Here is a 22,338-nt window from a genome sequence, read left to right as displayed (position 1 = left end):
GCATCTTGTGTTTATCTGGTGATAAAAAAACATTATGTTGTGTTCAGGAGGCTTTGTATGATCATCCCGGGGCAGGCGGCACGGAACGGAACTCTGCGCAAGCGCGATGGCAGTCAGGTGCCGTTTGCCGCGGAAAAGATCACTCGGGCGCTGGTGGCTGCCGGGCGAGCTACCGGCGAGTACCCTGCTGAACAGGGTGAGGCCCTGTGCCAGGCCGTGTTGCTGCGCCTGCCGGCGGACGAGTTGGAGGTTGAGCAGGTGCAGGACGTGGTCGAGCGCGTGCTGATGGAGGCGGGCTATTACGCCACGGCACGCGCCTACATCGTCTACCGCGAACAACATGGCCGGCGCCGTCGTGATCGCAAGGCACTGGTGGATGTCGCGGCATCGATGAACGAATACCTGTCGCGCGAGGACTGGCGCGTGCGCGCCAATGCCAACCAGGGCTATTCGCTGGGCGGGCTGATCCTCAACGTCGCCGGCAAGGTCACCGCCAACTACTGGCTCGACGAGGTGTACAGCCCGGCGATTGGTGCCGCGCACCGTGAAGGCGATCTACACATCCATGACCTCGACATGCTGGCCGGCTATTGCGCCGGCTGGTCGTTGCGCACGCTGCTCAACGAAGGCTTCAATGGTATCAGCGGGCGTATCGAGGCCGGTCCGCCCAGGCACCTGAGCAGCGCCCTGGGGCAGATGGTCAATTTCCTCGGTACCTTGCAGAACGAGTGGGCGGGCGCCCAGGCGTTCAGTTCCTTTGATACCTACCTGGCACCTTTCGTACGCAAGGACCAGTTGAGCTACCCCGAGGTGCGCCAGGCCATCCAGGAGTTCATCTACAACCTCAACGTGCCGTCGCGCTGGGGGACCCAGACGCCCTTTACCAACCTGACGTTCGACTGGGTGTGTCCGCAGGACCTGCGTGAGCAGATTCCCTACATTGGTGGCGAGGAAATGCCCTTTGCCTATGGCGAGCTGCAGGCCGAGATGGCGCTGATCAACCGTGCCTACATCGATGTGATGATGGCTGGCGATGGCCTGGGCCGGGTGTTTACCTTCCCCATCCCGACCTACAACATCACCCATGATTTTCCCTGGGACAGCGACAATGCGACGCGGCTGTTCGACATGACCGCGCGCTATGGCCTGCCGTACTTCCAGAACTTCCTCAACTCGGATATGCAGCCCAACCAGGTGCGCTCGATGTGCTGCCGCCTGCAACTGGACGTACGCGAGCTGCTCAAGCGTGGTGGTGGTCTGTTCGGCTCGGCGGAGCAGACCGGCTCGCTGGGCGTGGTGACGATCAACTGCGCGCGCCTGGGCTATCTGTTCCGCGGTGACGAGGTGGGCCTGTATCAACAGCTCGATCTGTTGCTGGAGCTGGCCTACGAGAGCCTGGAGGTCAAGCGCAAGGTCATCCAGCAGCACATGGACAATGGCCTGTATCCCTACACCAAGCGCTACCTGGGCACGCTACGCAATCACTTCTCCACCATCGGCGTGAATGGCCTGCACGAGATGGTGCGCAACTTCACCGCGGATCGTGAAGGCATGCACAGCGAGGCCGGCCGGCACATGGCCTTGCGCCTGCTCGACCACGTGCGTGCGCGCCTGGTGCAGTTTCAGGAGGACAGTGGGCACCTGTACAACCTCGAAGCCACGCCGGCGGAAGGCACCACCTATCGCTTTGCCAAGGAAGACCGCCAGCGCTACCCGCAGATTCTCCAGGCTGGCAGTGCCGAGGCGCCTTACTACACCAACTCCTCGCAACTGCCCGTGGGCTTCACCGACGATCCCTTCGAGGCCCTGCAGCTGCAGGATGAGCTGCAATGCAAATACACCGGCGGCACCGTGCTGCACCTGTACATGGCCGAGCGGATTTCCTCGGCCGAGGCCTGCAAGCAGTTGGTGCGCACCGCGCTGAGTCGCTTCCGCCTGCCGTACCTGACCATTACGCCGACCTTCTCCATCTGCCCGGTACACGGTTATCTGGCCGGCGAGCATGAGTTCTGTCCGAAGTGCGACGAAGCCCTGCTGCTCAAGCAGCAGGCGCGTTGCAGCAGCTGCGCCTGATCTTCAACCCCCGCAAACCACAAGGAGCTACACCATGTCTGCATCCATCCAATTGCCGGAAAGCCAACGTCAGCGTTGCGAGGTCTGGACCCGCGTGATGGGCTATCACCGTCCGGTGGCCGCCTTCAATCCCGGCAAGCAGTCCGAGCACCGCGAACGCCAGCACTTCTGCGAGCCCAAGTAACCGCGATGACCTGACGCCCCGGCCCGCCTGTGGCGGTCGGGGCGTTGCCCTGTGTGCAAGGATGAATGTCGATGAGCGCTTCTCCCTCGGCCACGCTGCCGCGTGCGCAGCGGGCCTGCAGCCTGCGGATCGGTGGCTTGCAGGCGATGACCACGCTGGATTATCCCGACCACCTGGCCTGCGTGCTGTTCTGCCAGGGCTGTGCCTGGCGTTGCCGCTATTGCCATAACCCCGAACTGATTGCCCCGCGCAGTGATAGCGAGCTGGACTGGCAACAGGTACGCCAGTTCCTGCGGCGTCGTCAGGGTTTGCTGCAGGCCGTGGTGTTCAGTGGTGGCGAAGCCACCCTGCAGCCAGGGCTGGCCGCGGCCATGGGCGAAGTGCGCGAACTGGGCTTCAAGGTGGGCCTGCACAGCGCCGGCATCAAGCCAGCGGCGCTGGCCGAGGTATTGCCGCTGTGCGACTGGGTGGGCTTCGATGTCAAGGCGCAGGCCGCGCACAGCGAGCAGATCACCCTGGTCGCCGGCAGTGGGCAGGCCAATTGGCAGAGCCTGGCATTGCTGCTGCGCAGCGGCGTGGCCCATGAATGCCGCACCACCGTGCATTGGCAGTTGACCAGCCCTGCGCAGTTGCTGGCGCTGGCCCGTCAGCTGCATCAGGCGGGCGTGCAGGATTACGTGGTGCAACTGGCGCGCGCCGGGCAGCTGCTCGACCGACAACTGCCCGCCAGCCGCGCGCCCGGCCCGCTGGATGAACTCTGGCAGGAGCTGCAGGCGCTGTTTCCGCGCTTCGTGCTGCGTGAATGATGCCGCGCTAAAGGGTCTTGCCCAGGCGATTGGCCAGCAGCGTGGCGAGCAGAATCAGTGCGGCCAGTATGGCCAGGGGCAGGCTGCCGAAACGCAGGTAGGGGGTGTGGCCCTGCATGGCCTGCACTTCCCCATAGAGGATGGCCGCCTCGAACGGCGGAATGCGCGACTGAATGCGCCCCTGCGGATCAATCAGCACGCTGATCCCGTTGTTGGTGGCGCGGATCATCCAGCGGCCGGCTTCCAGGGCGCGCATCTGGGCCATCTGCAGGTGCTGCACGGGGCCGATGGAGCGGCCGAACCAGGTGTCGTTGCTGATCGTCAGCAGCAGGTCGCTGTCACGCGCCAGTTCGGCGGCAAATTCCGGATAGACCGCTTCGTAACAGATGTAGCTGGCAAGGCGCAACCCCTTGGCCTGCAGCAGCGGCTGCTGTGCCGGGCCGCGGGCGAAGTCGGACATCGGCAGATCGAAGAAGGCAATCAGCCCGCGCAGCAGGTCCTGCAGGGGTACGTATTCACCGAACGGCACCAGCTTCTGCTTGAGGTAGGTGCCCTGGCCTTCGCCCAGCACGGTGATGGCGTTGTAGAAGCGCCGTTCGCCCGCCGCGTTGACCTGGCGCAGCGGCACGCCGGTGATCAGCGCTGCCTGGCGGTCGCTGGCGATACGCGCCATCACCGCCAGGTAGCCTTCGGCGTATTCCTTGAGTACCGGTACGGCGGTTTCCGGCCAGACAATCAGCTCGGCCGGGGGGCTGGCCAAAGTCATGTCGCGGTACAGGGCCAGTTGTGCCTCCAGGGCGTCCGGGTCCCACTTGAGGTTTTGCTCGACATTGCCCTGAATGGCTGCTACGCGCAGCGGCTCGCCCTTGGCATGGGTCCAGGCATGCTCGTTGAGCGCCTGGGCGAGCAACCAGGGACCGAGCAACAGGCTCAGGCCGCTGGCCAACGCCAGGTGCTGGCGACGCAGTTGCAGCAGGTTGCACAGCAGGGCGGCCGTCAGCGCCAGGACGAATGACAGCAGCCACACCCCGCCGAGCGGCGCCAGGCCGCGCAGCGGGCCATCCAGCTGGCTGTAGCCGGCGTAGAGCCAGGGGAAGCCGGTGAGGAACCAGCCGCGGAAAGCCTCTTGAGCCAGCCACAGCGCGGCAAAGGCCAGCGCTTCAGCCACGCCTGGTCGCGGGCGGCGCAGGTAGCGTGCCCACAACCAGGCGGGCAGGGCGAAGAACAGCGCCACGGCCGCACAGAACGCCAAGGTCAGGCCGCCGGCCAGCAGTGGTGAAGCCGCCCCGTAGTCATGGATGCTCACGTAGATCCAGCCGCTGCCAGCCAGGTACAGAGCCACGCCGTAGCACCAGCCACGCAGTGCCGCCTGGCGTGGCGTCAGCTCGCGCAAGCCCAGATAGAACAGGGCAATGCTCAGCAGTGCCAAGGGCCAGATGGCAAAGGGCGCCAGGGCCAGCGGGGTCAGCGCGCCAGCGCCCAGGGCGATCAGGTGGCCGGGCCAGCCGGCGCGGGTAATCCAGTGCATGGGAATCCTTGTCATGCCACGCGCGCCGCGCGGTGTATCACTTGTCCAGCGCGGTGACGCGCAACAGGTGGATACGCCGGCTGTCGGCATTCAGCACGCGAATGCGGAAGTCGCCGATTTCGGTGGTTTCGTTGCGCTTGGGCAGGTGGCCAAAGCTGTTCATCACCAGTCCGCCGAGGGTATCGAAGTCTTCGGTGGAGAACTGGCTGTGGAAATACTCGTTGAACTGCTCCACCGGGGTCAGTGCCTTGACGATGAAGTCGCCGCTGGGCAGTGGCTTGATGAAGCTGTCTTCCTCGACGTCGTGCTCATCCTCGATTTCCCCGACGATTTGCTCGAGCACGTCCTCGATGGTCACCAGGCCAGCCACGCCGCCGTATTCGTCGATGACCACGGCCATGTGGTTGCGGTTGGCGCGGAACTCACGCAGCAGCACGTTGAGGCGCTTGGACTCGGGGACGAAGGTCGCCGGGCGCAGCAGTTCGCGCAGATTGAACGGTTGGTCGGGGGCTTGCAGCACCAGCGGCAGCAGGTCTTTGGCGAGCAGGATGCCGAGCACCTCGTCCTGACTTTCGCCGATCACCGGGTAGCGCGAGTGGGCGGCGTCGAGAATCGCCGGGAGAAACTCGCGCGGGCTCTGGCAGGCCTTGATGCTGACCATTTGCGAACGCGGCACCATGATGTCGCGAACCTGCAGGTCGGCGACTTGGATGGCACCTTCGACGATCGACAGGGCTTCGCTGTCGATCAGTTTGTTGCGTTGCGCTTCACGGAGCAGTTCCAGCAGCTCTTCACGGCTGCGCGGCTCATGGGCAAACGCCTGGGTGATTTTCTCCAGCCAGGACCTTTGCCCGCTGCTCGATCGATCTTCGCTCATGATGCTTGCTCGTCACTCTCAGGTTGATCATCCCGATAAGGGTCGGGAAAGCCCAATTCAGCCAATAGCTGGCGTTCCAGTGCTTCCATTTCCTCGGCTTCGTCATCGTCGATATGGTCGAAGCCGAGCAGATGCAGGCAGCCGTGGATAACCAGGTGCGCCCAGTGGGCTTCCAGGGCCTTGCCCTGTTCGGCCGCCTCGCGCTCGACCACCGGCACGCAAATCACCAGATCGCCGAGCAGCGGAATGTCGAGGATGCCCTCGGGCACCTCGGCGGGGAATGACAGCACGTTGGTCGGGTAGTCCTTGCCGCGCCACTGCAGGTTGAGTGCCTGGCCCTCGGCCTGGTCGACCAGACGGATGGTCAGCTCGGAATCGGCACTGCGCGGTTGCAGGCCTGCGGCCACCCAGCGCTGAAACTGCGCCTCGCTGGGCACGCTGCCCGGGTAGGCGTGCTGCACGTCCAGCTCGATCATGCCGGGCGCTCCGTGCTGTGCTGCGCCTGCCGGGCGTCGAAACGGTCGTAGGCCTCGACAATGCGCTGCACCAGCGGATGACGGACCACGTCCTTGGACTGGAAGTGGGTGAAGCCAATGCCGGGGACGTCCTGCAGCACTTCCATGACATGCTTGAGGCCGCTCTTGGTGCCGCGCGGCAGGTCGATCTGGGTGATGTCGCCGGTGATCACCGCGGTCGAGCCAAAGCCGATGCGGGTGAGGAACATCTTCATCTGCTCGGTGGTGGTGTTCTGCGACTCGTCGAGGATGATGTAGCTGTTGTTCAGGGTGCGTCCGCGCATGTAGGCCAGCGGGGCGACTTCGATGACCTGGCGCTCGATGAGCTTGGCCACCTGCTCGAAGCCGAGCATTTCATACAGGGCGTCGTACAGCGGGCGCAGGTAGGGGTCGATCTTCTGCGACAGGTCGCCGGGCAGGAAGCCGAGCTTCTCGCCGGCCTCCACGGCCGGGCGCACCAGCAGGATGCGGCGGATCTGCTCGCGTTCCAGGGCGTCCACAGCGCAGGCTACCGCCAGGTAGGTCTTGCCCGTGCCGGCCGGGCCGATGCCGAAGTTGATGTCGTGTTCGAGGATCGACTTGACGTAACGCTGCTGGTTGGCGCCGCGTGGGCGGATCATGCCCTTGCGGGTTTTCAAGGCGATGCTCGGGTCGGCCTTGTCTTCGGCCAGGTCGGCCAGCGCGGATTCCTGCAGGTACAGATGAATCAGTTCGGGACTCAGCTCGGTGGCCTGGGTTTCCCGGTACAGGCGCTGGATGAGTTGCTGGCAAGCCTGGGCGCGCACGCTGTCGCCAAGGATTTCAAATTGGTTGCCACGGTTGCGGATCTGCAGCGCCATGCGCTGTTCGATCAGCCGCAGATGCTCATCCAGCTGGCCGCAGAGGTTGGCGAAGCGCTGGGCTTCGAAGGGTTCCAGGGTAAAGCGCAGAGGTTCGGTCGAGGCGTTCAAGGTCTTCGGCTGGCCGCCAGTCGGCAGGAAAGGTGGCATGCAGGATAACCGCGCCAGCCGGTGGACGAAAGCACCGGCTGGCACAGGATAGGTTTCAGGCGGTTAGCAGGGTGCCACGCAGCGAGTGGGGCAGGGCGTCGTCGATGCGTACCTCGACGAACTGGCCAATCAGTGCCGGGTTGTTGCAGGGGAAGTTAACGATGCGGTTGTTTTCCGTACGCCCCTGCAGCTTGCCCGGGTCTTTCTTCGAGTAGTCGCTGACCAGGATGCGTTGCACACTGCCGACCATGCGCCGGCTGTTCTCGAAGCCCAGCTGGGCAATGCGCGTCTGCAGAATCGACAGGCGCTGCTTCTTCACGTCTTCCGGAGTGTCGTCGGCCAGGTCGGCGGCCGGGGTGCCGGGGCGCGCGCTGTAGATGAAGGAGTAGGAGAAGTCGAAGCCGACGTCCTCGATCAGCTTCATGGTCTGCTCGAAGTCCTTGTCGGTCTCGCCGGGGAAACCGACGATGAAGTCGGTGCTGAGCAGGATGTCCGGCACCGCGGCCTTGAGCTTGCGGATGCGCGACTTGTATTCCAGCGCGGTGTGGTTGCGCTTCATGGCCGCGAGGATGCGGTCCGAGCCGGACTGCACCGGCAGGTGCAGGTACTTCACCAGCTTGGGGATGTCGGCATGCGCCTGGATGATCGCGTCGGAGAACTCCAGCGGGTGGCTGGTGGTGTAGCGGATGCGCTCTATGCCGTCGATCTCGGCCACCGCGTAGAGCAGCTCGGCGAAGTCGGCGATATGGCCGTCCGGAGTCGGGCCGCGGTAGCCGTTGACGTTCTGCCCGAGCAGGGTGACTTCCTTGACGCCCTTATCGGCCAGCTGGCTGATTTCCAGCAGCACGTCGGCCAGCGGCCGGCTGACTTCCTCGCCGCGGGTGTAGGGCACCACGCAGAAGGTGCAGTACTTGCTGCAGCCTTCCATGACCGAGACGAAGGCGCTGGGGCCGTCCACGCGGGCTTCGGGCAGGTGATCGAATTTCTCGATCTCGGGGAAGCTGATATCGACCTGTGCGGTTTTCGTGGTGCGCGCCGCGTCGATCATTTCCGGCAGGCGGTGCAAGGTCTGCGGGCCGAACACCACGTCGACATAGGGCGCGCGGTCGCGGATCGCCGCGCCTTCCTGGCTGGCCACGCAGCCACCGACACCGATCACCAGGTCGGGGTTTTCCAGTTTCAGCTCACGCCAGCGGCCCAGCTGAGAAAACACCTTGTCCTGAGCCTTTTCGCGGATCGAGCAGGTGTTGAGCAGGATAACGTCAGCCTCGGCGGGGTTTTCGGTGACCTCCATGGCCTGCTGATCGCCCAGCAGGTCGACCATGCGCGAGCTGTCGTACTCGTTCATCTGGCAGCCGTGGGTTTCGATGTAAAGCTTCTTGGCCATGGGACTACAGCACCGGGAAATGACGGGGCGCGCATTATAGAAGAGCCGGCCGGCAGGGGGTAGGGCACGGCTGTCGCATGGGCGCAGGCAGGCGGCGGGGCTGTGCTATTCTGCGCGCCCTTCGAAACCTGCGTATTCCAGTCTGACCATGAGCAAGCGTGAGAACCCCATCTTCAAAGTGATCTTCCTCAATCAGGGCCAGGTCTACGAGATGTATGCCAAGCAGATCTATCAGAGCGATCTGTGGGGCTTCCTGGAAGTGGAGGAGTTTGTCTTCGGCGAGCGGACCCAGGTGGTCGTCGACCCCAGCGAGGAGAAACTCAAGGCCCAGTTCGACGGCGTGGTGCGCAGCTTCATCCCCATGCACGCGATCATCCGCATCGATGAAGTGGAACGTCTGGGCACGCCAAAGATCAGCGAGGCGCGTGGTGGCGGCAATGTCATGCCGTTCCCCATGCCGATGCCGGACAAGTGATTGCTTATCTATTTTTAAGATAATTTATAAGCATATAATCAAATTTAACTGATAAAGCTTGCGCATTACCCTGTGCTCCTGAGGTTTCAGGAGTGCGGCACATGTCTTGGCGAGTTTCTCTGCGTGGTTATGCCCCCGGCTTGGCGCTCTGTGCCGTGCTGGCGAGCTTGGCGCACTGGCTGGCGGGGCAACCCTGGGCCCGCGAGGCGGGATTGGGGCTGCTGGCACTGGCCATGCTGCTGGGGCTGTTGCTGGGCAATACCCTCTACCCGCGCTGTGCTGCCCGCGCTGATCCGGGTGTGGCACTGGCCCGCCAGTCGCTGCTGCGCCTGGGCATCGTCCTTTATGGTGTACGCCTGAGCTTGAGCCAGTTACTCGACCTGGGTCCGGCGGTCTGGCTGATCGACCTGTTGGTGGTGCTGTCGACCTTCACCCTGGCCTTGTGGCTGGGCCGGCGCTGGCTGGGCCTGGATCGCCAGACCTGCTTGTTGATCGGTGCCGGTAGCAGCATTTGCGGTGCCGCGGCGATTGTCGCCAGCGAGTCCCTGGTGCGCGGCGGGCAGCAGCGCGTAGCGGTGGCCGTGGCCACGGTGGTGGCGTTTGGCAGCCTGGCCATGCTGCTCTATCCACAGTTGTTCGCCTGGCTGGGCGGCGATAGCCAGGCCTTCGGCATCTATATTGGCTCGACCCTGCACGAGGTGGCCCAGGTGGTGGCGGCGGGCAGTGCCATCGATGCGCCGGCGGCGCAACTGGCGGTGCTCAGCAAGATGCTCCGGGTGTTACTGCTGGTGCCCTTCCTGCTGCTGCTGGCCGCCTGGTTGCGGCGTGAGCAGTGCCCTGGCGAAGGCACGGCACGCCTGCCGATTCCCTGGTTTGCCCTGGGTTTTCTGCTGGTGCTGCTGATCCAGGCGCAGTGGCCGTTGGCCCGTGACTGGCAGGCACACCTGGTGGCCCTCGATGACGCCTTGCTGGCCCTGGCCATGGCCGGACTGGGCCTGGCCACACCACTGCGCGCGGTGCTGCAGGCCGGCTGGCGCCCGCTGTGGCTGGGCGGCCTGCTGTTCGTCTGGCTGGTGCTGGGTGGTGCCGCGATCAATGCCTTGCTCCTGCCCTTGTGGCGCTGAGCAGGTATTTACAGGGCCGGGGGGCAGGCGCAGAATCGCCCGCCTTCCCGGTCCCAGGGCATGTTGTCCATGGCAACCTCGACCTTGCGTCTCATTGTGTATTTGCTTGGGCTTTTCTTGCTGGCATTGGCGGCCAGCATGTTGGTGCCGATTCTGGCCATGCTCGGCGAGAGCCAACGGTTGTCGGGGGATCGCCTGGGAGACTATCTCTGGCCCGCGGTGATTACCCTGGTGGCAGGGTTGCTGATGAGTTTGCCCGGGCGTCCGCAACATGTGCAGCTGCGGCCTCGCGACATGTACTTGCTGACCGCCTCCAGCTGGCTGGTCGTGTGTCTGTTTGCCGCGTTGCCGATGGTGTTCATTCAGCATATCAGCTACACGGATGCCTTCTTCGAAACCATGTCCGGGATCACCACTACCGGCGCCACGGTGCTGTCCGGCCTGGATGGCGCTTCGCCGGCGCTGCTGATTTGGCGTTCCATGCTGCACTGGCTGGGTGGCATTGGCTTCATCGGTATGGCGGTGGCGATCCTGCCCTTGTTGCGGGTCGGGGGTATGAAGCTGTTCCGTACCGAGTCGTCCGACTGGTCGGAAAAGGTCATGCCACGCTCACATATGGTTGCCAAGTACATCCTCGCGGTTTACCTGGCCTTTACCTTGCTGGGGTTCCTGGCGTTCTGGTGGGCTGGTATGACGCCCTTCGAGGCGATCAACCACGCCATGGCAGCGATTTCCACGGGCGGTTTCTCTACCTCGGACAGCTCGCTGGCACACTGGCCGCAACCGGCTGTGCACTGGGTAGCTGTGGTGTTGATGTTGCTCGGTAGCCTGCCGTTTACCCTGTATGTGGCGTTCCTGCGTGGTAATCGTCGGGCGCTTTGGCGTGACCAGCAGGTACGCGGCCTGCTCGGCTTTCTGTTGTTTACCTGCCTGTTGTTTAGCCTCTGGCTGTGGCAGAACAGCGAGCATGCCTGGTTGGATGCTTTGCGTATCGTCACGGTCAATGTGGTTTCGGTGGTGACTACCACGGGGTTTGCCCTGGGTGACTACACCCTGTGGGGCGACTTTGCCGTACTGATGTTCTTCTACTTGACCTTTGTCGGCGGCTGTTCCGGCTCTACTACCGGTGGCTTGAAAATTTTCCGTTTCCAGGTGGCCTATGTGATGCTCAAGGCCAACCTGCGGCAGATCATTCATCCGCGCGCGGTATTACGTCAGCAGTACAACGGCCACCCGATCGATGAAGAGATCGTCCGTGCGCTGATTACCCTGTCGTTCTTCTTTACCATCACCATTGGGCTGCTGGCTGTGGGACTGACCCTGACGGGCCTGGACTGGGTGACTGCTCTGACTGGCGCTGCCACGGCAGTATGCAACGTGGGGCCCGGGCTGGGGCCGGTGATCGGACCTGCCGGCAACTTTGCCAGCTTGCCGGATAGTGCAAAGTGGATGTTGTCAGCCGGCATGCTATTGGGGCGTTTGGAAATCATCACCATCCTGGTGGTGCTGACTCCGGGATTCTGGCGCGACTGACTGCCGTCATGACAGCGCCATGCGTCTCGCGCAAGATAGGCGCGTTGCTATCGCTGAGGAGTGCGGCATGAGCGGGGATATGGCGCGTGAGTTTTTGCGCATGGAAGATGCCGAGGCGGCCGTCGAGCGCCTGGCGCAGTTGCATGAGCGGGCCTGCACGGCGCTGCGCCAGGCGTTGAGTGGTTACCTGCAGGAGCGCCGGCTGCCCAGCGCCGCGCAGCGCGCCTGGTTTTACTACCCGGAGCTGCGCCTGACCTATCAGTGCCAGGGCGAGGTACCGAGCACCACGCGGGCCTATGCCAAGGTGCAGGTGCCGGGGATCTACCGGGCCAGCGTGACCCAGCCGCTGGCCATGCGTAACTACCTGCTGGCGCAGTTGCGCCCGCTGCTGGCGGATTTTGCTGTGCAGTTGGAGGTGGGGCTGAGCGACCAGGCCATTCCCTATCCCTATGTCATCGAACAGGGCGATGAGTTGGCCGGCAGCGGGGTGACCGCCGCCGAGCTGGCACGGGTATTCCCCAGTACCGACCTGTCGGCGGCTTCGGATTCGGTGGCCGATGGCCTGTATGACTGGCAGAGCGCCGAGCACCTGCCGCTGATGCTGTTCGATGCGGCGCGTACCGACTTTTCCCTCAAGCGCATCCAGCACTACACCGGCAGCGACTGGCGGCATGTGCAGCCGTGGATTCTGCTGACCAACTACCACCGCTACGTCGATCAGTTCATTCGCCATGGCCTGGCGCAATTGCGTGACGATCCGCGCTTTGTACGCATGGTGCTGCCGGGCAATGTGATCATCGAGCGCGGCACTTCGCAGGAAGATGCCCAGGCGGTGGCTGACGCGGTGGTCTGGCACCGCTACCAGATGCCGGCCTACCACCTGATTGCCAGCGATGGGCATGGCATCACCCTGGTCAACATCGGCGTGGGGCCGTCCAACGCCAAGAACATCACCGACCACCTGGCCGTGCTGCGTCCGCATTGCTGGCTGATGATCGGCCACTGCGGCGGCCTGCGTCAGTCGCAGACCATTGGCGACTATGTGTTGGCGCACGCCTATATGCGCCGCGACGGTATCCTCGACCGCGTGCTGCCGCCGCACATTCCCCTGCCGGCGCTGGCCGAAGTGCAACAGGCCTTGCAGGAGGCGGCGGCGGCAGTCACCGGCGAACAGGGCGACGCCCTCAAGCGCCGTCTGCGTACCGGCACCGTGCTGACCTACGATGACCGCAACTGGGAGCTGCACTGGGCTCATGAGCGGGCGCTGATCAATCTGTCGCGCGCCGTGGCGGTGGATATGGAGAGCGGCACCATTGCCGCCCAGGGGTATCGCCTGCGGGTGCCCTACGGCACCCTGCTGTGCGTATCGGACAAACCGCTGCACAGCGAATTGAAGCTGCCCGGGGCTGCCGGTGCGTTCTACGAGCGTGCGGTCAGCCAGCACCTGCATATCGCCATTGCCGCGCTGGAGCGCTTGCGTGGCCAGCTGCCGGCACTGCATTCACGCAAGCTGCGCAGTTTCGACGAGCCGCCGTTCCGCTGACTACCAGCCCCAGAACTGCAGGTACCAGCCGTAGCCGACCAGCGCCACGCCGGCGGCCAGCGCGCCGAACAGGGGCAGGCGCTGTGCCGCTGCACGGGCCTGGCAAACGCGCCAGCCCAACCACAGGCACCAGGCCATGGCGGCGCCGAGCAGGGCCATGCGCGTCGGATTGACCCAGAGCAGGGTCAGTCCTTCGTAGCGCAGCAGCTTGACGGTGGTAGCCGACAGGCCGAGGAACAGCCCGGCGCCGCCCAGTGGCAGCAGGCACAGCGCCAGTTGCCGGAAAACCGCCTGGCCGGCGCCGCTGAGCCGGCAGGTAATCTGCAGTAGCAGGTACAGGCCGCCACCGAGCAGGGCGCTGGCGGCGAGGATGTACAGGCTGATGGCCAGACCGTCGAGCCAGGTGAACGCATCGTTGAGCTGTGGGTAGTGAGTGAGCAGCCACCAGGGGGCATTGGCCTCCAGAGGCCAGAAGATATCCCGCTCGACCAGCCATTCGGCCATGCCCTGCTTGAGGCTGATGAACCAGGGGCTTACCGTCCACTGGAAGGCGCCCATGGCCAGGCCGATCACGCCGAACAGCAACAGACGGACGCTCCAGGCATTGTCCGCCTCGCCGCCATAGTGGATGACTTCGTCGTTGCACGAGCGGGCAATCAGCCGTACCGCATCGCGCTGGCCGCTGCAGCGTCCGCAGGCATGGCAATCGGAGGCACTGTGCAGGCGACGGATGTCCAGCAGCGGTGCGCAGTTTGGTGGCGGCAGATGGGGCGGCGGGTTATCCAGCCAGCGTGCTTCGTTGGTGCGGAACTGCACGGGGGCGAGTTTGGCAAGCAGGGCAAACACGCCACTGACCGGACACAGGTAGCGACACCAGACGCGCTTGCCGCGCCCGTACAGAAAGCCCACCAGCATGGCCGCCACGGTGGAGCCGCCGAGGATCAGCAGCGCCGCCTGGGCATAGTCGTAGACGCTGATCAGCTGACCGTAGAGGGTGGTCAGGGCAAACCCCACGCTGGGCCAGCCGCCCCAGCGTAGCCAGCGCGGTGTGCCGCGTCCCAGGCCGCGTTCGCTGGCCCACTCGCTGAGCGAGCCTTCCGGGCACAGAGTGCCGCACCACAGACGGCCGAACAGCACCATCGACAGCAATACGAACGGCCACCAGATACCCCAGAACACGAACTGGGCGAATACAGTCAGATTGTCCAGCAGGCGTGCCTGGCCATCCGGCAGCGGCAGCAGGGCGGGGATGACCAGTAATACGGCGTAGAACAGCACGACCAGCCATTGCAGGCGGCGGATCAGCCGGGCGTGCTGGCGCATGGCATCGCCGAGGGCCGCCAGGCGGTCTTGCAGTAGGGCGTTCATCCGCGTGCTTCCTGGTACAGCGGGTGCGGCTTGGGGCGCCGCAGCAAGCGCACGGCCAGCGCCCAGTAGGCGGCCAGGCCGAGCACGGCGAACAGCGACGGCATGGCCCGGTAGCCGGTCAGGCTGGCGATCAGCATGCCGCCCCGCGAGCCGTCGTCGAGCAGCGCCGAGCTATCCCATAGCGCATCACCCAGCAGCCCATAGGCATACTCGGGGAGCTCCATGCCCATCAGCTGGCCGCTGATGCGATCAAGGCTGGCCATCAGCATGGCGCAGCCGAGTAGCAGCAACAGCACTTCACTGACCCGGAAGAACACCTGCCAGCCAATCACCTTGCTGCTTTGTTGCAGCAGGTAGAAGCACAGCAGGCCGAGCAGCAGGCCGAGCAGGCCACCCGTGATGAAACCGGCCAGTTCGGTGCCCGGCTGGCTGCCGACCCCGTAGAGGAATATCACCGTTTCGCTGCCTTCCCGGGCAATGGCCAGCATGACCAGTAGCATCAGGCTCAGGTAGCGGCCCTCCTGCAGAGCGCTGCCGGCCTGGCTTTCCAGCTCGCGGCGGAGTTGTCGGCCGTGCCGCGCCATCCAGGCCAGCATATGCAGGATCAGCAGGCTGGCGCACAAGGTCATGCCGGCCTGGAACCATTCGCCGGCACTGTCGTTGAGCCAGCTGCCGGCCAGCATCATGGTCGCGCCTAGCAGGCTGGCCAGGCCCAGGCCAAGGGCTACGCCACCCCACAGGTGACGTATGGCCAGGCGGTTATCCGGTTGTCGCTGCAACCAGGCATACAGAATACCGACGACCAGCAGTGCTTCGATGCTTTCACGCCAGACGATGAACAGGGCTTGGCCCATGGTTGGTCTCCTCGACTGCGGCGCACCGCGCGCCTCTGAGCAGGGGGTGAATCACTGGGCGATGATCTCGCCTTCGGGCAGGTCCATGCGGAACTCGTCGAAAAACGGGTAGCGCCCGGGTTTCAACGGGTGAATCACCACGAACGACTGGGCACCGGGAGACAGCACCTTTTCCACGCGCAGCGGGGTGCTTTCGAACTCGATGGGGCCTGTGCCGACGTTCTTGACGATGATCTTGAAGCGCTGGCCGGCAGGTACTTGCAGGCGCGGCGGGGTGAACTGGCCATCCCTGACGTGCAGTTCGTAGGTGGGCAGGCCGGCGGCCTGGCTGGTGCTGGCCAGGCCCAGGGTGGCCAGCAGGAAAATCACATGACGCATGTTCAGGCTCCACAAACGACAGCGGGCGCGACCTCTGCGGACGCGCCCCGGGGAAAGCAAGCAGCGGCAGGCAGCGCATGGCGTACCTGCCGGCGGCGATCAGTAGCCGCCTTTCTTGCCGATGCCGGCATAGGTGAACTCGTACTTCAGTTCGCACCGCTCGAACCAGGGCTGCACGCCGGTTTCCTTGTCGGTATGCCGGCCAAAGTCATGCCCGCCATGTGCATTCGCCTGGGCGCCGGGTGGGGTGATGATGTAGGTCAGCTGGTACTTGCCCGGCCCTTGCAGCTTGATGTTGTCGCCGTAGTGCGGGCCGTCATTGGCCACCATGGCGTGGAAGTCACCCTGCTGGGTCTGCCCGCCGACCTTGCTGAGGATGTAGCTGACATTCAGGTAGGGCACGAAACTGCCTTCCTGGAAGCCTTGCGGGTTGTTTTCCAGCGCGCTGATATCGGCTTCCATGTGCACGTCGGATTCCGCAGCGGCGCGCATGACGCCGGGTGGGTCCATTTCGATAGGCTGCAGGTACACCGCGCCGATTTCCAGGCCGCCACATTGCTGCGGCTCACCAATCGGGTATTCCTTGGCGTGCAGGCTGCCGGCTGCCAGCAGGGCAGCCAGGGGAAGCAGGGCAAGACGAGACATGGAGCAACTCCGTTAGCGTGGTAATGAACAGGTGTCCATGCTAATGCGCTGCGCTTGCTGCTGATAATGATTCTCGTCAATTTTTACTGGATTTTTACAAAGTATTTCCGTGTGCCAGGCTGTGCAGGGCCTTTTCCAGGCAGCCCAGGGCCAGTTCCACTTCATGGGCCGTGACATTCAGGGCTGGGGAAAAACGCAGCACGTCCGGCTGTGCCGCATTGACCAGCAAGCCATGCTGCTGGGCCTGGTGGGCCAGCTCGGCGGCGTTGCCGGCGGGCAAGGGCAGCGCCTGCAACAGGCCCAGGCCGCGCGGCTGGCCCAGGGCAAAACGCTCGGCCAGCTGAGCCAGGCCTTCCTGCAGTTGCGCGGCGCGCTCGCGCACCTGGGCGAGGAAACCATCACTCAGCAGCTGCTCCAGTACCGCCAGACCGACGGCACACATCAGCGGGTTGCCATGGTAGGTGCCTCCCTGCTCGCCGGGGGCGAAGCAGCAGGCGGCGTTGCGCGCCAGCAGTGCGGCCAGTGGCACGCCGCCACCCAGGCCTTTGCCAAGGGTGAGGATGTCGGCCTGTATCCCGTAGTGCTGGGCGGCGAGCAGTGCGCCGCAGCGTCCCATGCCGGTTTGTACCTCGTCGAGAATCAACAGGGCCTGGCGTTCACGGCACAGGCGTGCCACGCCTTGCAGATAGTGCGGGTCGGCTAGCCGTACGCCGGCTTCACCCTGCACGGGTTCGAGCAGCACCGCCACGTGCTCGTGGCCCAGGCAGGCGGCCAGGGCGGGCAGGTCGTTTAGCGGCACCTTGTCGAAGCCGTCCGGCTTGGGCTCGAACAGCGTGGCGAAGGCCGGCTTGCCGGAGGCGGCCATGGTGGCCAGGGTGCGTCCGTGGAAACTGTGCTGCAGGGTGACAATCCGCCAGGCGCCTGGCTTGTGCAGCTGCCCCCACTTGCGCGCCAGCTTGATCGCCCCTTCGTTGGCTTCGGCGCCGCTGTTGAGGAAATACGCCTGGTCGAACCCCGTGGCCTGGCAGAGTCGCGCGGCGAGGGCCAGCGCCGGGGCGTTGTACAGGCCGGGGCCGGGGTTGATCAGTTGGGCGGCCTGCGTGCAGAGCGCCTGGACCACTGCCTGCGGGCTGTGCCCCAGGCTGTTGACTGCCCAGCCCTGGGTGAAGTCGAGCAGGCGGCGCCCCTGCTGATCTTCCAGCCAGGAGCCCTGGCCGGCGACGAAGCACTGTGGCGGGCGCTGGCAGGTCTGCATCAGGTAGTGGTGTGGCTCAGGGCTGTTCATCGGTAACTGTCTCCAGGTGATAGTCCACGCCGAGCAGGCGAATGCCAGCCGGCCCCTGCTCGATCAGTCGGCGTACTTCGTGGCGGCGCTGTACCTGCAGGGTAAAGCCCTGCTGTTCGCTAAAGCGCTGGCGCAGCAGGGCCAGCAGCGTCGGGTAGTGGCGGGCGCTGACCGGCATGCAGGTCAGCAGCACGTCCTGGGCATACAGGCTGATCTGGTAGTCGCTCATTGCCTCGCCTCGCTGGCTACGCCGGTGAGGCGCCGCTGCCAGTCTTCGACGCAGCCGCTGCGCAGGCGCTCGGCGGCGGTCTGGCGCCAGCGCGGGGTCAGTGTTGCGCAGTCGGCCAGGCGCTGCAGGCCGTCGCGCTGCAACGGAGCCTGCAAGTAGTGATGCAGGGCTTCGGCCACGCTCAGGCGCTGGCCATCGCCCTGCAGCCGCTGCCAGCGCGCCGTGGCACTGACCCGTCCCGGCTGCAGCACGCGGTACAGCCAGCCGCACCGGCCGTTGTCCTGCATGAGCTGGGGCAGCTCGGCGAGGTTCCAGCGCCGCCACAGGCGGTAGCAGGGCGAGCGGGGCTGGCTGACCTGCAGCACGGCTTCGCCCCAGCTGAAAATGTCGCCGATACACACCTGGCTTTCCACAAGGCCCAGGCTGGAAAGGTTTTCCCCAAAGGCCGGCGCCTGCCAGGCCTGTGCGGGGAAGTGCTGCTGCCAATACGCGTAGTGCTCGGCCGGGTAGTGATGCAGTGCACGCTCGCTGCCGCCATGCACGCGACTGTCGGCCTGCTCGTCGCCACGCAGGCCGAGGTTGTCCAGCCAGAGCTCGCCGAGAGCCGGCTGCTTGTCGATGGCGCTGAGCAGGTCTGGGTAAATTTCTTTGGTTTTTCCTAAGTAAACGCCGCAAATCTGCATGATGACCCCGCGTGTGGTTCGCTGGATGGCTACTGGATAGCTGGTTTTTAAGGCAGTCTAAAAGTCGGCTCGCTCAGCTACTATTTGGAAATAGCAGTTTTTTTCATAAGGAATGCTTATGGATTTGCGCCAGTTGCGCTATTTCGTCGCGCTCTACGAGGAAGCCCATGTCGGGCGCGCCGCCGAACGGTTGTGTTTGTCGCAACCGGCGCTCTCGCAGCAGATGCGGCATCTGCAGGAGGACCTGCAGGTGGAGCTGTTTCAGCGCCAGGGGCGTGGGCTCAGCCCCACGCTGGCGGCGCACAGCCTGTATGGCCATGCCCGGGAACTGCTGCGCGCTGCCGAACGTACCCGCGAGGCGCTGCAGGTGTTTCGCGGGCAGGCCAGCCAGACCCTGGCCCTGGGGGTTTTGCAAACGGTCAATGCCAGCCTGGTGCCAGCTTTGCTGGAACGTTTACAGCAGCGTCAGCCGCATTGGCTGGTGCAGATCCATGAGCTGTCGGCGGCGGAGATCGAACGACGCCTGCTGGCCGGCAGCCTGGACATCGGCATCAGCTACCTGCCGCCGCGCCAGTCCGCCCTGCATGGGCAGCTGCTCTACGAGGACGAGCTGCAGCTGGTGGTGGCGCCCGGGCATGCGCTGCAGGCATTTCGCAAGGTGTCGCTGGCGCAGGCCGCCGAGCAGCCGATGCTGTTGCTGGGCGAGGAGTTCCGGGTGCGCCAGGTCTGGCAGGAACAGCTGGCCCGCGAAGGGCGGCGGCCGCGGCTGCGTGCCGAGCTCAACCATATTGCCGGGATTCTCGACAGCCTGGCGCACACCGGCCTGGCCAGCGTACTGCCGGCCCGTGCCCAGCGCCTGCATGCCAATCAGCAGCTGTTGTGGAAGCCGATCAGCGAGCCGCCGATCGCCTTGCAGGTAGGCCTGCTCTACCGCGACAGCCAGCGCCAGCAGGCCAGTCTGGCGCTGTTGCGGGCCTTACTGGAGGATTGAGCCTGGCTGCCAGGCCGTTGCCCAGCGCCGCTGTCCAGGTAATGGCCGGCTAAGGCTTGCAGGGCAGCTGGAAGTCGATGTGGTAGTGCTCGTCATGGCGCACCCAGGGCTTGTTGGGTGAGAAGTACATGACCTTGTCCAGGCCGCGGCCTTCCTTGCTGGCCAGTAGTTGGGCGAGCAGCACTGGGTCGAAGATCACTCGCTGGATGGCGATACCCTGCTGGCGCGCGGCGGCGTGCAGGGCCCAGAGGTGCCGGGCCATGGCCGGGTAGTCGATGTGCAGGGCGGCATAACGGCCCTGCTGGTCGAACTCGATGTCGTAGCCCAGGCGATTGTCCAGGCCGATGGGCAGCAGCGCGCTGTCGCCCTGGGCATTGCGCACGGGGACAAAAAAGTCGACGGACAGGCCGTTCTGGTGGGTTTTGTGCGGGGCAAAGGGACCGCCTTGCCGCCAACCCGTCTCGCCGTAGACGTAGCGTACCTCGGGCGCGCTCTGCTGCAGGCGGGCGTAGGCATCGACCACCACGGCATGCACCTGGCTGTGTACGTAGGTGCGTCCGGCGAGTGCCGCCAACTGGCTATAGGCCTGGAAATTGGGTCCTTCGCCGGGCAATGCCCAGCCGTTCTCCAGGCGCCCGACGGCGGTGCTGCCGAAGCACTGGCTAGCCGGTTCGCCGGCGTGGCTCAGAGCGCTGCCCAGCAGGAGCAGGGCGGCCAGTAGCGAAGCGGCGGGGAAGACAGGGTGCATGGATCATCCTTGATGGGGCGCGCTGCGCCGGGGGCGATTTTATACCCCGCGGCGCGGCGCCGGTCGAGCCGCTTGCCGTGGCGGAGGGCTACAGACCGAGCAGATTGGCGACGTAGTCGGCATCCTTGTCGCCACGCCCGGACAGGTTGACCAGGATGTGCTGGTCGGCTGGCAGGCTGGGCGCTACGCGCATGGCCCAGGCCACGGCATGCGCACTTTCCAGGGCGGGGATGATGCCTTCCACGCGCGACAGAGTCATGAAGGCCTCCAGGCATTCCTGGTCGGTGGCGGTCTGGTAGCTGACCCGGCCAATATCCTTCAGGTAGCTGTGCTGCGGGCCGACCCCGGGGTAATCCAGCCCGGAGGCGATCGAGTGCACGGCGGCCGGCTGGCCCTGGGCATCTTCCAGCACGTAGCAGGCCATGCCATGCAGCTGGCCTGGCTTACCTTTGCTCAGCGTGGCCGAATGTCGGCCTTCGCGCTCCAGCCCTTCGCCGGCAGGTTCCACGCCGACCAGGTTGACAGCCTCATCGGCGAGGAACGCGGTGAACATGCCCATGGCGTTGGAGCCACCGCCCACACAGGCGCTCACATAGTCAGGCAGGCGGCCATGCCGGCTGAGAAACTGCTCGCGTGCCTCATTGCCGATGATGGCCTGGAAATCGCGGACCATCTTCGGGAACGGATGCGGGCCGACCACCGAGCCGATGGCGTAGATGTAGTTGTGCGGGTCCTTGAGGTATTCCTCGAAGGCACTGTCCACCGCTTCCTTGAGGGTTGCCGCACCGCGAGTCACTGGCACCAGCTTGCAGCCGAGGATCTTCATCTTGGTGACGTTGGGGTGTTCCTTCTCGATATCCACCTGGCCCATGTGGATCTCGCAGGGAATGCCGACTAATGCGCAAGCGGTGGCCAGCGCCACGCCATGCTGTCCGGCGCCAGTTTCGGCGATGACTTTCTGCTTGCCCATGAACTTGGCCAGCAGGGCCTCGCCCAGGCAGTGATTGATCTTGTGGGCGCCGGTGTGATTGAGGTCTTCGCGCTTCAGATGGATCTGCGCACCACCTAGCTGACTGGACAGACGGCGGGCGTGGAAGATCGGGCTGGGGCGGCCGACATAGTCGGCGAACAGGCTGGCCAGTTCTTCCTGGAAATCGGCGCGCTGGCGGATTTCCTCATAGGCGCGGTTGATGTCGTCCATGGCCTGTTTTAGTTCGGGCGGAACGTACTGGCCACCATAGGGGCCGAAGAAGCCCTGGGCATCCGGCATGGCGGCAAATTCGCGGGTATTGCTCATGGTGTCGATTCCATTGGGTCGGCGAACGATGGCGCATCTTACCGATTGGCGCCTCGGTCAGGAATCGTGCGACCGTCGGTCGCAGGGCTAGAAGCGCTCGCGTTCGCCCAGGTAGCGCCATTGCCCGGCCGGCAGTTTGCCCATGCTGACGCCGCCGACGCGGATGCGTTTCAGCGTGGCGACATGCAGGCCTACGCTCGCGCACAGTTGCTGCAGGCAATGCTCGCCGGGCTGCTTGAGGACTAGACGCAGATGGCTTTCGTTCTGCCAGCTGGCCTTGCAGCGTGGCAGCGGGCGGCCTTGCCACGAGATACCCTGGCGCAGGCGCTCCAGTCCGCCGGGAGCCAGCTCGCCACGCACCGCGATAATGAACTCTTGCTCCAGGCGGGCAGCGTCTTCGCGCAGCTTGCGCAGGGTACGCCAGTCCTGACTGAACAGCACCAGGCCGGAGGCCCCGGCGGGCAGCGGCAGGGCCTGCTGCTGACGCTTGAGATGTGCCTTGAGGGGCCGCAGCGGGCTGGGATCATCCGCCCAGTGCTGGTCATCGCGCAGCTCGCTCTGGCTGTCAGGTAGGGCGGGCTGGTGCCACAACAGGCTCACTTCCGGCAGGGCTTCGGCGCGTGCTCCCGGCAGCAGGCTGACCTGCTGGTTGCCGACGGCAAATTGCGGCTGGTCGACCACGATGCCGTCGACCGTGACCCAGCCACCCTCGATGTACAACTCGGCTTCGCGGCGCGAACAGCCGATCAGGGCGATCAGGCGCTTGGACAGGCGTTGGGTCTCAGACATGCAGGGTCTCGGTGCCGGGGAGAGTCACCCGGCTGGC

At 64.8% G+C, this 22,338-nt stretch carries 23 protein-coding genes; 8 read left to right on the top strand and 15 right to left on the bottom strand.

Annotated features, from left to right (window positions below):
* The first annotated feature begins 57 nt into the window (after window positions 1-57).
* The 3 genes from CW360_RS04630 (at window position 58) to CW360_RS04620 (ending at window position 3,063) form a co-directional block, all read left to right on the top strand.
* The gene (locus tag CW360_RS04630; RefSeq protein ID WP_101192895.1) at window positions 58-2,073 is read left to right on the top strand and encodes a ribonucleoside triphosphate reductase; all 2,016 of its coding nucleotides are present in this window, start codon (window positions 58-60) and stop codon (window positions 2,071-2,073) included.
* Window positions 2,074-2,107: 34 nt separating this feature from the next.
* Entirely contained in the window at window positions 2,108-2,257 is a 150-nt protein-coding gene (nrdD, locus tag CW360_RS17185; RefSeq protein ID WP_093985034.1) for an anaerobic ribonucleoside-triphosphate reductase, read from the top strand.
* A 71-nt stretch (window positions 2,258-2,328) separates the two neighbouring features.
* Window positions 2,329-3,063, top strand: a complete 735-nt coding sequence (locus tag CW360_RS04620; protein WP_229727174.1) for an anaerobic ribonucleoside-triphosphate reductase activating protein — start codon at window positions 2,329-2,331, stop codon at window positions 3,061-3,063.
* 7 nt (window positions 3,064-3,070) lie between these two features.
* Here CW360_RS04620 and lnt read toward each other — a convergent pair whose 3' ends face one another.
* The 5 genes from lnt to miaB form a co-directional block, all read right to left on the bottom strand.
* Complete coding sequence (lnt, locus tag CW360_RS04615; RefSeq protein ID WP_101192894.1) at window positions 3,071-4,591, bottom strand: apolipoprotein N-acyltransferase; 1,521 nt, start codon at window positions 4,589-4,591, stop codon at window positions 3,071-3,073.
* A gap of 37 nt (window positions 4,592-4,628) precedes the next feature.
* Window positions 4,629-5,468, bottom strand: coding sequence for a CorC family transporter (locus tag CW360_RS04610; RefSeq protein WP_101192893.1), 840 nt, complete (start codon window positions 5,466-5,468; stop codon window positions 4,629-4,631).
* Window positions 5,465-5,944 (bottom strand): rRNA maturation RNase YbeY, encoded by a 480-nt coding sequence (ybeY, locus tag CW360_RS04605; protein ID WP_093985030.1) that lies wholly within the window; start codon window positions 5,942-5,944, stop codon window positions 5,465-5,467. The genes CW360_RS04610 and ybeY overlap by 4 nt, the downstream gene beginning before the upstream one ends.
* Window positions 5,941-6,933: a PhoH family protein gene (locus tag CW360_RS04600; RefSeq protein WP_093985222.1), complete on the bottom strand. Its 993-nt coding sequence runs from the start codon at window positions 6,931-6,933 to the stop codon at window positions 5,941-5,943. The genes ybeY and CW360_RS04600 overlap by 4 nt, the downstream gene beginning before the upstream one ends.
* 94 nt (window positions 6,934-7,027) lie before the next feature.
* Window positions 7,028-8,359, bottom strand: a complete 1,332-nt coding sequence (gene miaB, locus CW360_RS04595) for a tRNA (N6-isopentenyl adenosine(37)-C2)-methylthiotransferase MiaB (RefSeq protein WP_101192892.1) — start codon at window positions 8,357-8,359, stop codon at window positions 7,028-7,030.
* A 148-nt stretch (window positions 8,360-8,507) separates the two neighbouring features.
* On the opposite strand from miaB, the gene CW360_RS04590 reads away from it, so the two are divergent.
* The 4 genes from CW360_RS04590 (at window position 8,508) to amn (ending at window position 13,034) form a co-directional block, all read left to right on the top strand.
* Window positions 8,508-8,834 (top strand): DUF1820 family protein, encoded by a 327-nt coding sequence (locus tag CW360_RS04590; protein WP_093985028.1) that lies wholly within the window; start codon window positions 8,508-8,510, stop codon window positions 8,832-8,834.
* A gap of 101 nt (window positions 8,835-8,935) precedes the next feature.
* The gene (locus CW360_RS04585; RefSeq protein WP_101192891.1) at window positions 8,936-9,958 is read left to right on the top strand and encodes a YeiH family protein; all 1,023 of its coding nucleotides are present in this window, start codon (window positions 8,936-8,938) and stop codon (window positions 9,956-9,958) included.
* Between the two features lie 69 nt (window positions 9,959-10,027).
* Window positions 10,028-11,491, top strand: coding sequence for a TrkH family potassium uptake protein (locus CW360_RS04580; protein WP_101192997.1), 1,464 nt, complete (start codon window positions 10,028-10,030; stop codon window positions 11,489-11,491).
* Between the two features lie 67 nt (window positions 11,492-11,558).
* Complete coding sequence (gene amn / locus CW360_RS04575; protein ID WP_170307357.1) at window positions 11,559-13,034, top strand: AMP nucleosidase; 1,476 nt, start codon at window positions 11,559-11,561, stop codon at window positions 13,032-13,034.
* Here amn and CW360_RS04570 read toward each other — a convergent pair whose 3' ends face one another.
* The 7 genes from CW360_RS04570 to CW360_RS04540 form a co-directional block, all read right to left on the bottom strand.
* Window positions 13,035-14,402: a 4Fe-4S binding protein gene (locus CW360_RS04570; protein ID WP_101192890.1), complete on the bottom strand. Its 1,368-nt coding sequence runs from the start codon at window positions 14,400-14,402 to the stop codon at window positions 13,035-13,037.
* Window positions 14,399-15,256 (bottom strand): FTR1 family iron permease, encoded by an 858-nt coding sequence (locus CW360_RS04565; protein ID WP_101192889.1) that lies wholly within the window; start codon window positions 15,254-15,256, stop codon window positions 14,399-14,401. The genes CW360_RS04570 and CW360_RS04565 overlap by 4 nt, the downstream gene beginning before the upstream one ends.
* A gap of 51 nt (window positions 15,257-15,307) precedes the next feature.
* Window positions 15,308-15,634, bottom strand: coding sequence for a cupredoxin domain-containing protein (locus CW360_RS04560; protein WP_093985024.1), 327 nt, complete (start codon window positions 15,632-15,634; stop codon window positions 15,308-15,310).
* A 99-nt stretch (window positions 15,635-15,733) separates the two neighbouring features.
* Window positions 15,734-16,279 carry an iron transporter gene (locus CW360_RS04555; protein ID WP_101192888.1) on the bottom strand — a complete coding sequence of 182 codons (546 nt, stop codon included), beginning with the start codon at window positions 16,277-16,279 and terminating at the stop codon, window positions 15,734-15,736.
* Window positions 16,280-16,373: 94 nt separating this feature from the next.
* On the bottom strand, window positions 16,374-17,564 hold the full coding sequence (locus tag CW360_RS04550; protein WP_101192887.1) for an aminotransferase class III-fold pyridoxal phosphate-dependent enzyme: 1,191 nt from the start codon (window positions 17,562-17,564) through the stop codon (window positions 16,374-16,376).
* Window positions 17,551-17,793, bottom strand: a complete 243-nt coding sequence (locus tag CW360_RS04545) for a hypothetical protein (RefSeq protein WP_093985021.1) — start codon at window positions 17,791-17,793, stop codon at window positions 17,551-17,553. The genes CW360_RS04550 and CW360_RS04545 overlap by 14 nt, the downstream gene beginning before the upstream one ends.
* A complete protein-coding gene (locus tag CW360_RS04540) occupies window positions 17,790-18,476 on the bottom strand; it encodes an MOSC domain-containing protein (RefSeq protein ID WP_101192886.1) in 687 nt (228 codons plus the stop codon). Before CW360_RS04540 ends, CW360_RS04545 begins: the two co-directional genes overlap by 4 nt.
* 118 nt (window positions 18,477-18,594) lie before the next feature.
* Here CW360_RS04540 and CW360_RS04535 point away from each other — a divergent pair, with 118 nt between their 5' ends.
* Window positions 18,595-19,467: a LysR family transcriptional regulator gene (locus tag CW360_RS04535; RefSeq protein WP_101192885.1), complete on the top strand. Its 873-nt coding sequence runs from the start codon at window positions 18,595-18,597 to the stop codon at window positions 19,465-19,467.
* Window positions 19,468-19,516: 49 nt separating this feature from the next.
* Here CW360_RS04535 and CW360_RS04530 read toward each other — a convergent pair whose 3' ends face one another.
* From CW360_RS04530 to CW360_RS04520, 3 genes are all read right to left on the bottom strand, one after another.
* Window positions 19,517-20,215, bottom strand: a complete 699-nt coding sequence (locus tag CW360_RS04530) for a penicillin-insensitive murein endopeptidase (RefSeq protein ID WP_101192884.1) — start codon at window positions 20,213-20,215, stop codon at window positions 19,517-19,519.
* Window positions 20,216-20,303: 88 nt separating this feature from the next.
* On the bottom strand, window positions 20,304-21,512 hold the full coding sequence (gene trpB, locus CW360_RS04525) for a tryptophan synthase subunit beta (RefSeq protein ID WP_101192883.1): 1,209 nt from the start codon (window positions 21,510-21,512) through the stop codon (window positions 20,304-20,306).
* Between the two features lie 87 nt (window positions 21,513-21,599).
* On the bottom strand, window positions 21,600-22,301 hold the full coding sequence (locus CW360_RS04520; protein ID WP_101192882.1) for an RNA pseudouridine synthase: 702 nt from the start codon (window positions 22,299-22,301) through the stop codon (window positions 21,600-21,602).
* Window positions 22,302-22,338 lie beyond the last annotated feature (37 nt).

Source organism: Pseudomonas fluvialis, assembly GCF_002835605.1.
In the GTDB taxonomy this organism is placed as follows: Bacteria; Pseudomonadota; Gammaproteobacteria; order Pseudomonadales; family Pseudomonadaceae; genus Aquipseudomonas; species Aquipseudomonas fluvialis.
This window is presented reverse-complemented; position numbering and strand designations above follow the sequence as displayed.

Excerpts from the sequence above, each read along its gene's own strand:
- CW360_RS04630 (WP_101192895.1), top strand. The coding sequence starts at position 58 with ATGATCATCCCGGGGCAGGCGGCACGGAACGGAACTCTGCGCAAGCGC.
- nrdD (WP_093985034.1), top strand. The coding sequence starts at position 2,108 with ATGTCTGCATCCATCCAATTGCCGGAAAGCCAACGTCAGCGTTGCGAG.
- CW360_RS04620 (WP_229727174.1), top strand. The coding sequence starts at position 2,329 with ATGAGCGCTTCTCCCTCGGCCACGCTGCCGCGTGCGCAGCGGGCCTGC.
- lnt (WP_101192894.1), bottom strand. The coding sequence starts at position 4,591 with ATGCACTGGATTACCCGCGCCGGCTGGCCCGGCCACCTGATCGCCCTG.
- CW360_RS04610 (WP_101192893.1), bottom strand. The coding sequence starts at position 5,468 with ATGAGCGAAGATCGATCGAGCAGCGGGCAAAGGTCCTGGCTGGAGAAA.
- ybeY (WP_093985030.1), bottom strand. The coding sequence starts at position 5,944 with ATGATCGAGCTGGACGTGCAGCACGCCTACCCGGGCAGCGTGCCCAGC.
- miaB (WP_101192892.1), bottom strand. The coding sequence starts at position 8,359 with ATGGCCAAGAAGCTTTACATCGAAACCCACGGCTGCCAGATGAACGAG.
- CW360_RS04590 (WP_093985028.1), top strand. The coding sequence starts at position 8,508 with ATGAGCAAGCGTGAGAACCCCATCTTCAAAGTGATCTTCCTCAATCAG.
- CW360_RS04585 (WP_101192891.1), top strand. The coding sequence starts at position 8,936 with ATGTCTTGGCGAGTTTCTCTGCGTGGTTATGCCCCCGGCTTGGCGCTC.
- CW360_RS04580 (WP_101192997.1), top strand. The coding sequence starts at position 10,028 with ATGGCAACCTCGACCTTGCGTCTCATTGTGTATTTGCTTGGGCTTTTC.
- amn (WP_170307357.1), top strand. The coding sequence starts at position 11,559 with ATGAGCGGGGATATGGCGCGTGAGTTTTTGCGCATGGAAGATGCCGAG.
- CW360_RS04570 (WP_101192890.1), bottom strand. The coding sequence starts at position 14,402 with ATGAACGCCCTACTGCAAGACCGCCTGGCGGCCCTCGGCGATGCCATG.
- CW360_RS04565 (WP_101192889.1), bottom strand. The coding sequence starts at position 15,256 with ATGGGCCAAGCCCTGTTCATCGTCTGGCGTGAAAGCATCGAAGCACTG.
- CW360_RS04560 (WP_093985024.1), bottom strand. The coding sequence starts at position 15,634 with ATGCGTCATGTGATTTTCCTGCTGGCCACCCTGGGCCTGGCCAGCACC.
- CW360_RS04555 (WP_101192888.1), bottom strand. The coding sequence starts at position 16,279 with ATGTCTCGTCTTGCCCTGCTTCCCCTGGCTGCCCTGCTGGCAGCCGGC.
- CW360_RS04550 (WP_101192887.1), bottom strand. The coding sequence starts at position 17,564 with ATGAACAGCCCTGAGCCACACCACTACCTGATGCAGACCTGCCAGCGC.
- CW360_RS04545 (WP_093985021.1), bottom strand. The coding sequence starts at position 17,793 with ATGAGCGACTACCAGATCAGCCTGTATGCCCAGGACGTGCTGCTGACC.
- CW360_RS04540 (WP_101192886.1), bottom strand. The coding sequence starts at position 18,476 with ATGCAGATTTGCGGCGTTTACTTAGGAAAAACCAAAGAAATTTACCCA.
- CW360_RS04535 (WP_101192885.1), top strand. The coding sequence starts at position 18,595 with ATGGATTTGCGCCAGTTGCGCTATTTCGTCGCGCTCTACGAGGAAGCC.
- CW360_RS04530 (WP_101192884.1), bottom strand. The coding sequence starts at position 20,215 with ATGCACCCTGTCTTCCCCGCCGCTTCGCTACTGGCCGCCCTGCTCCTG.
- trpB (WP_101192883.1), bottom strand. The coding sequence starts at position 21,512 with ATGAGCAATACCCGCGAATTTGCCGCCATGCCGGATGCCCAGGGCTTC.
- CW360_RS04520 (WP_101192882.1), bottom strand. The coding sequence starts at position 22,301 with ATGTCTGAGACCCAACGCCTGTCCAAGCGCCTGATCGCCCTGATCGGC.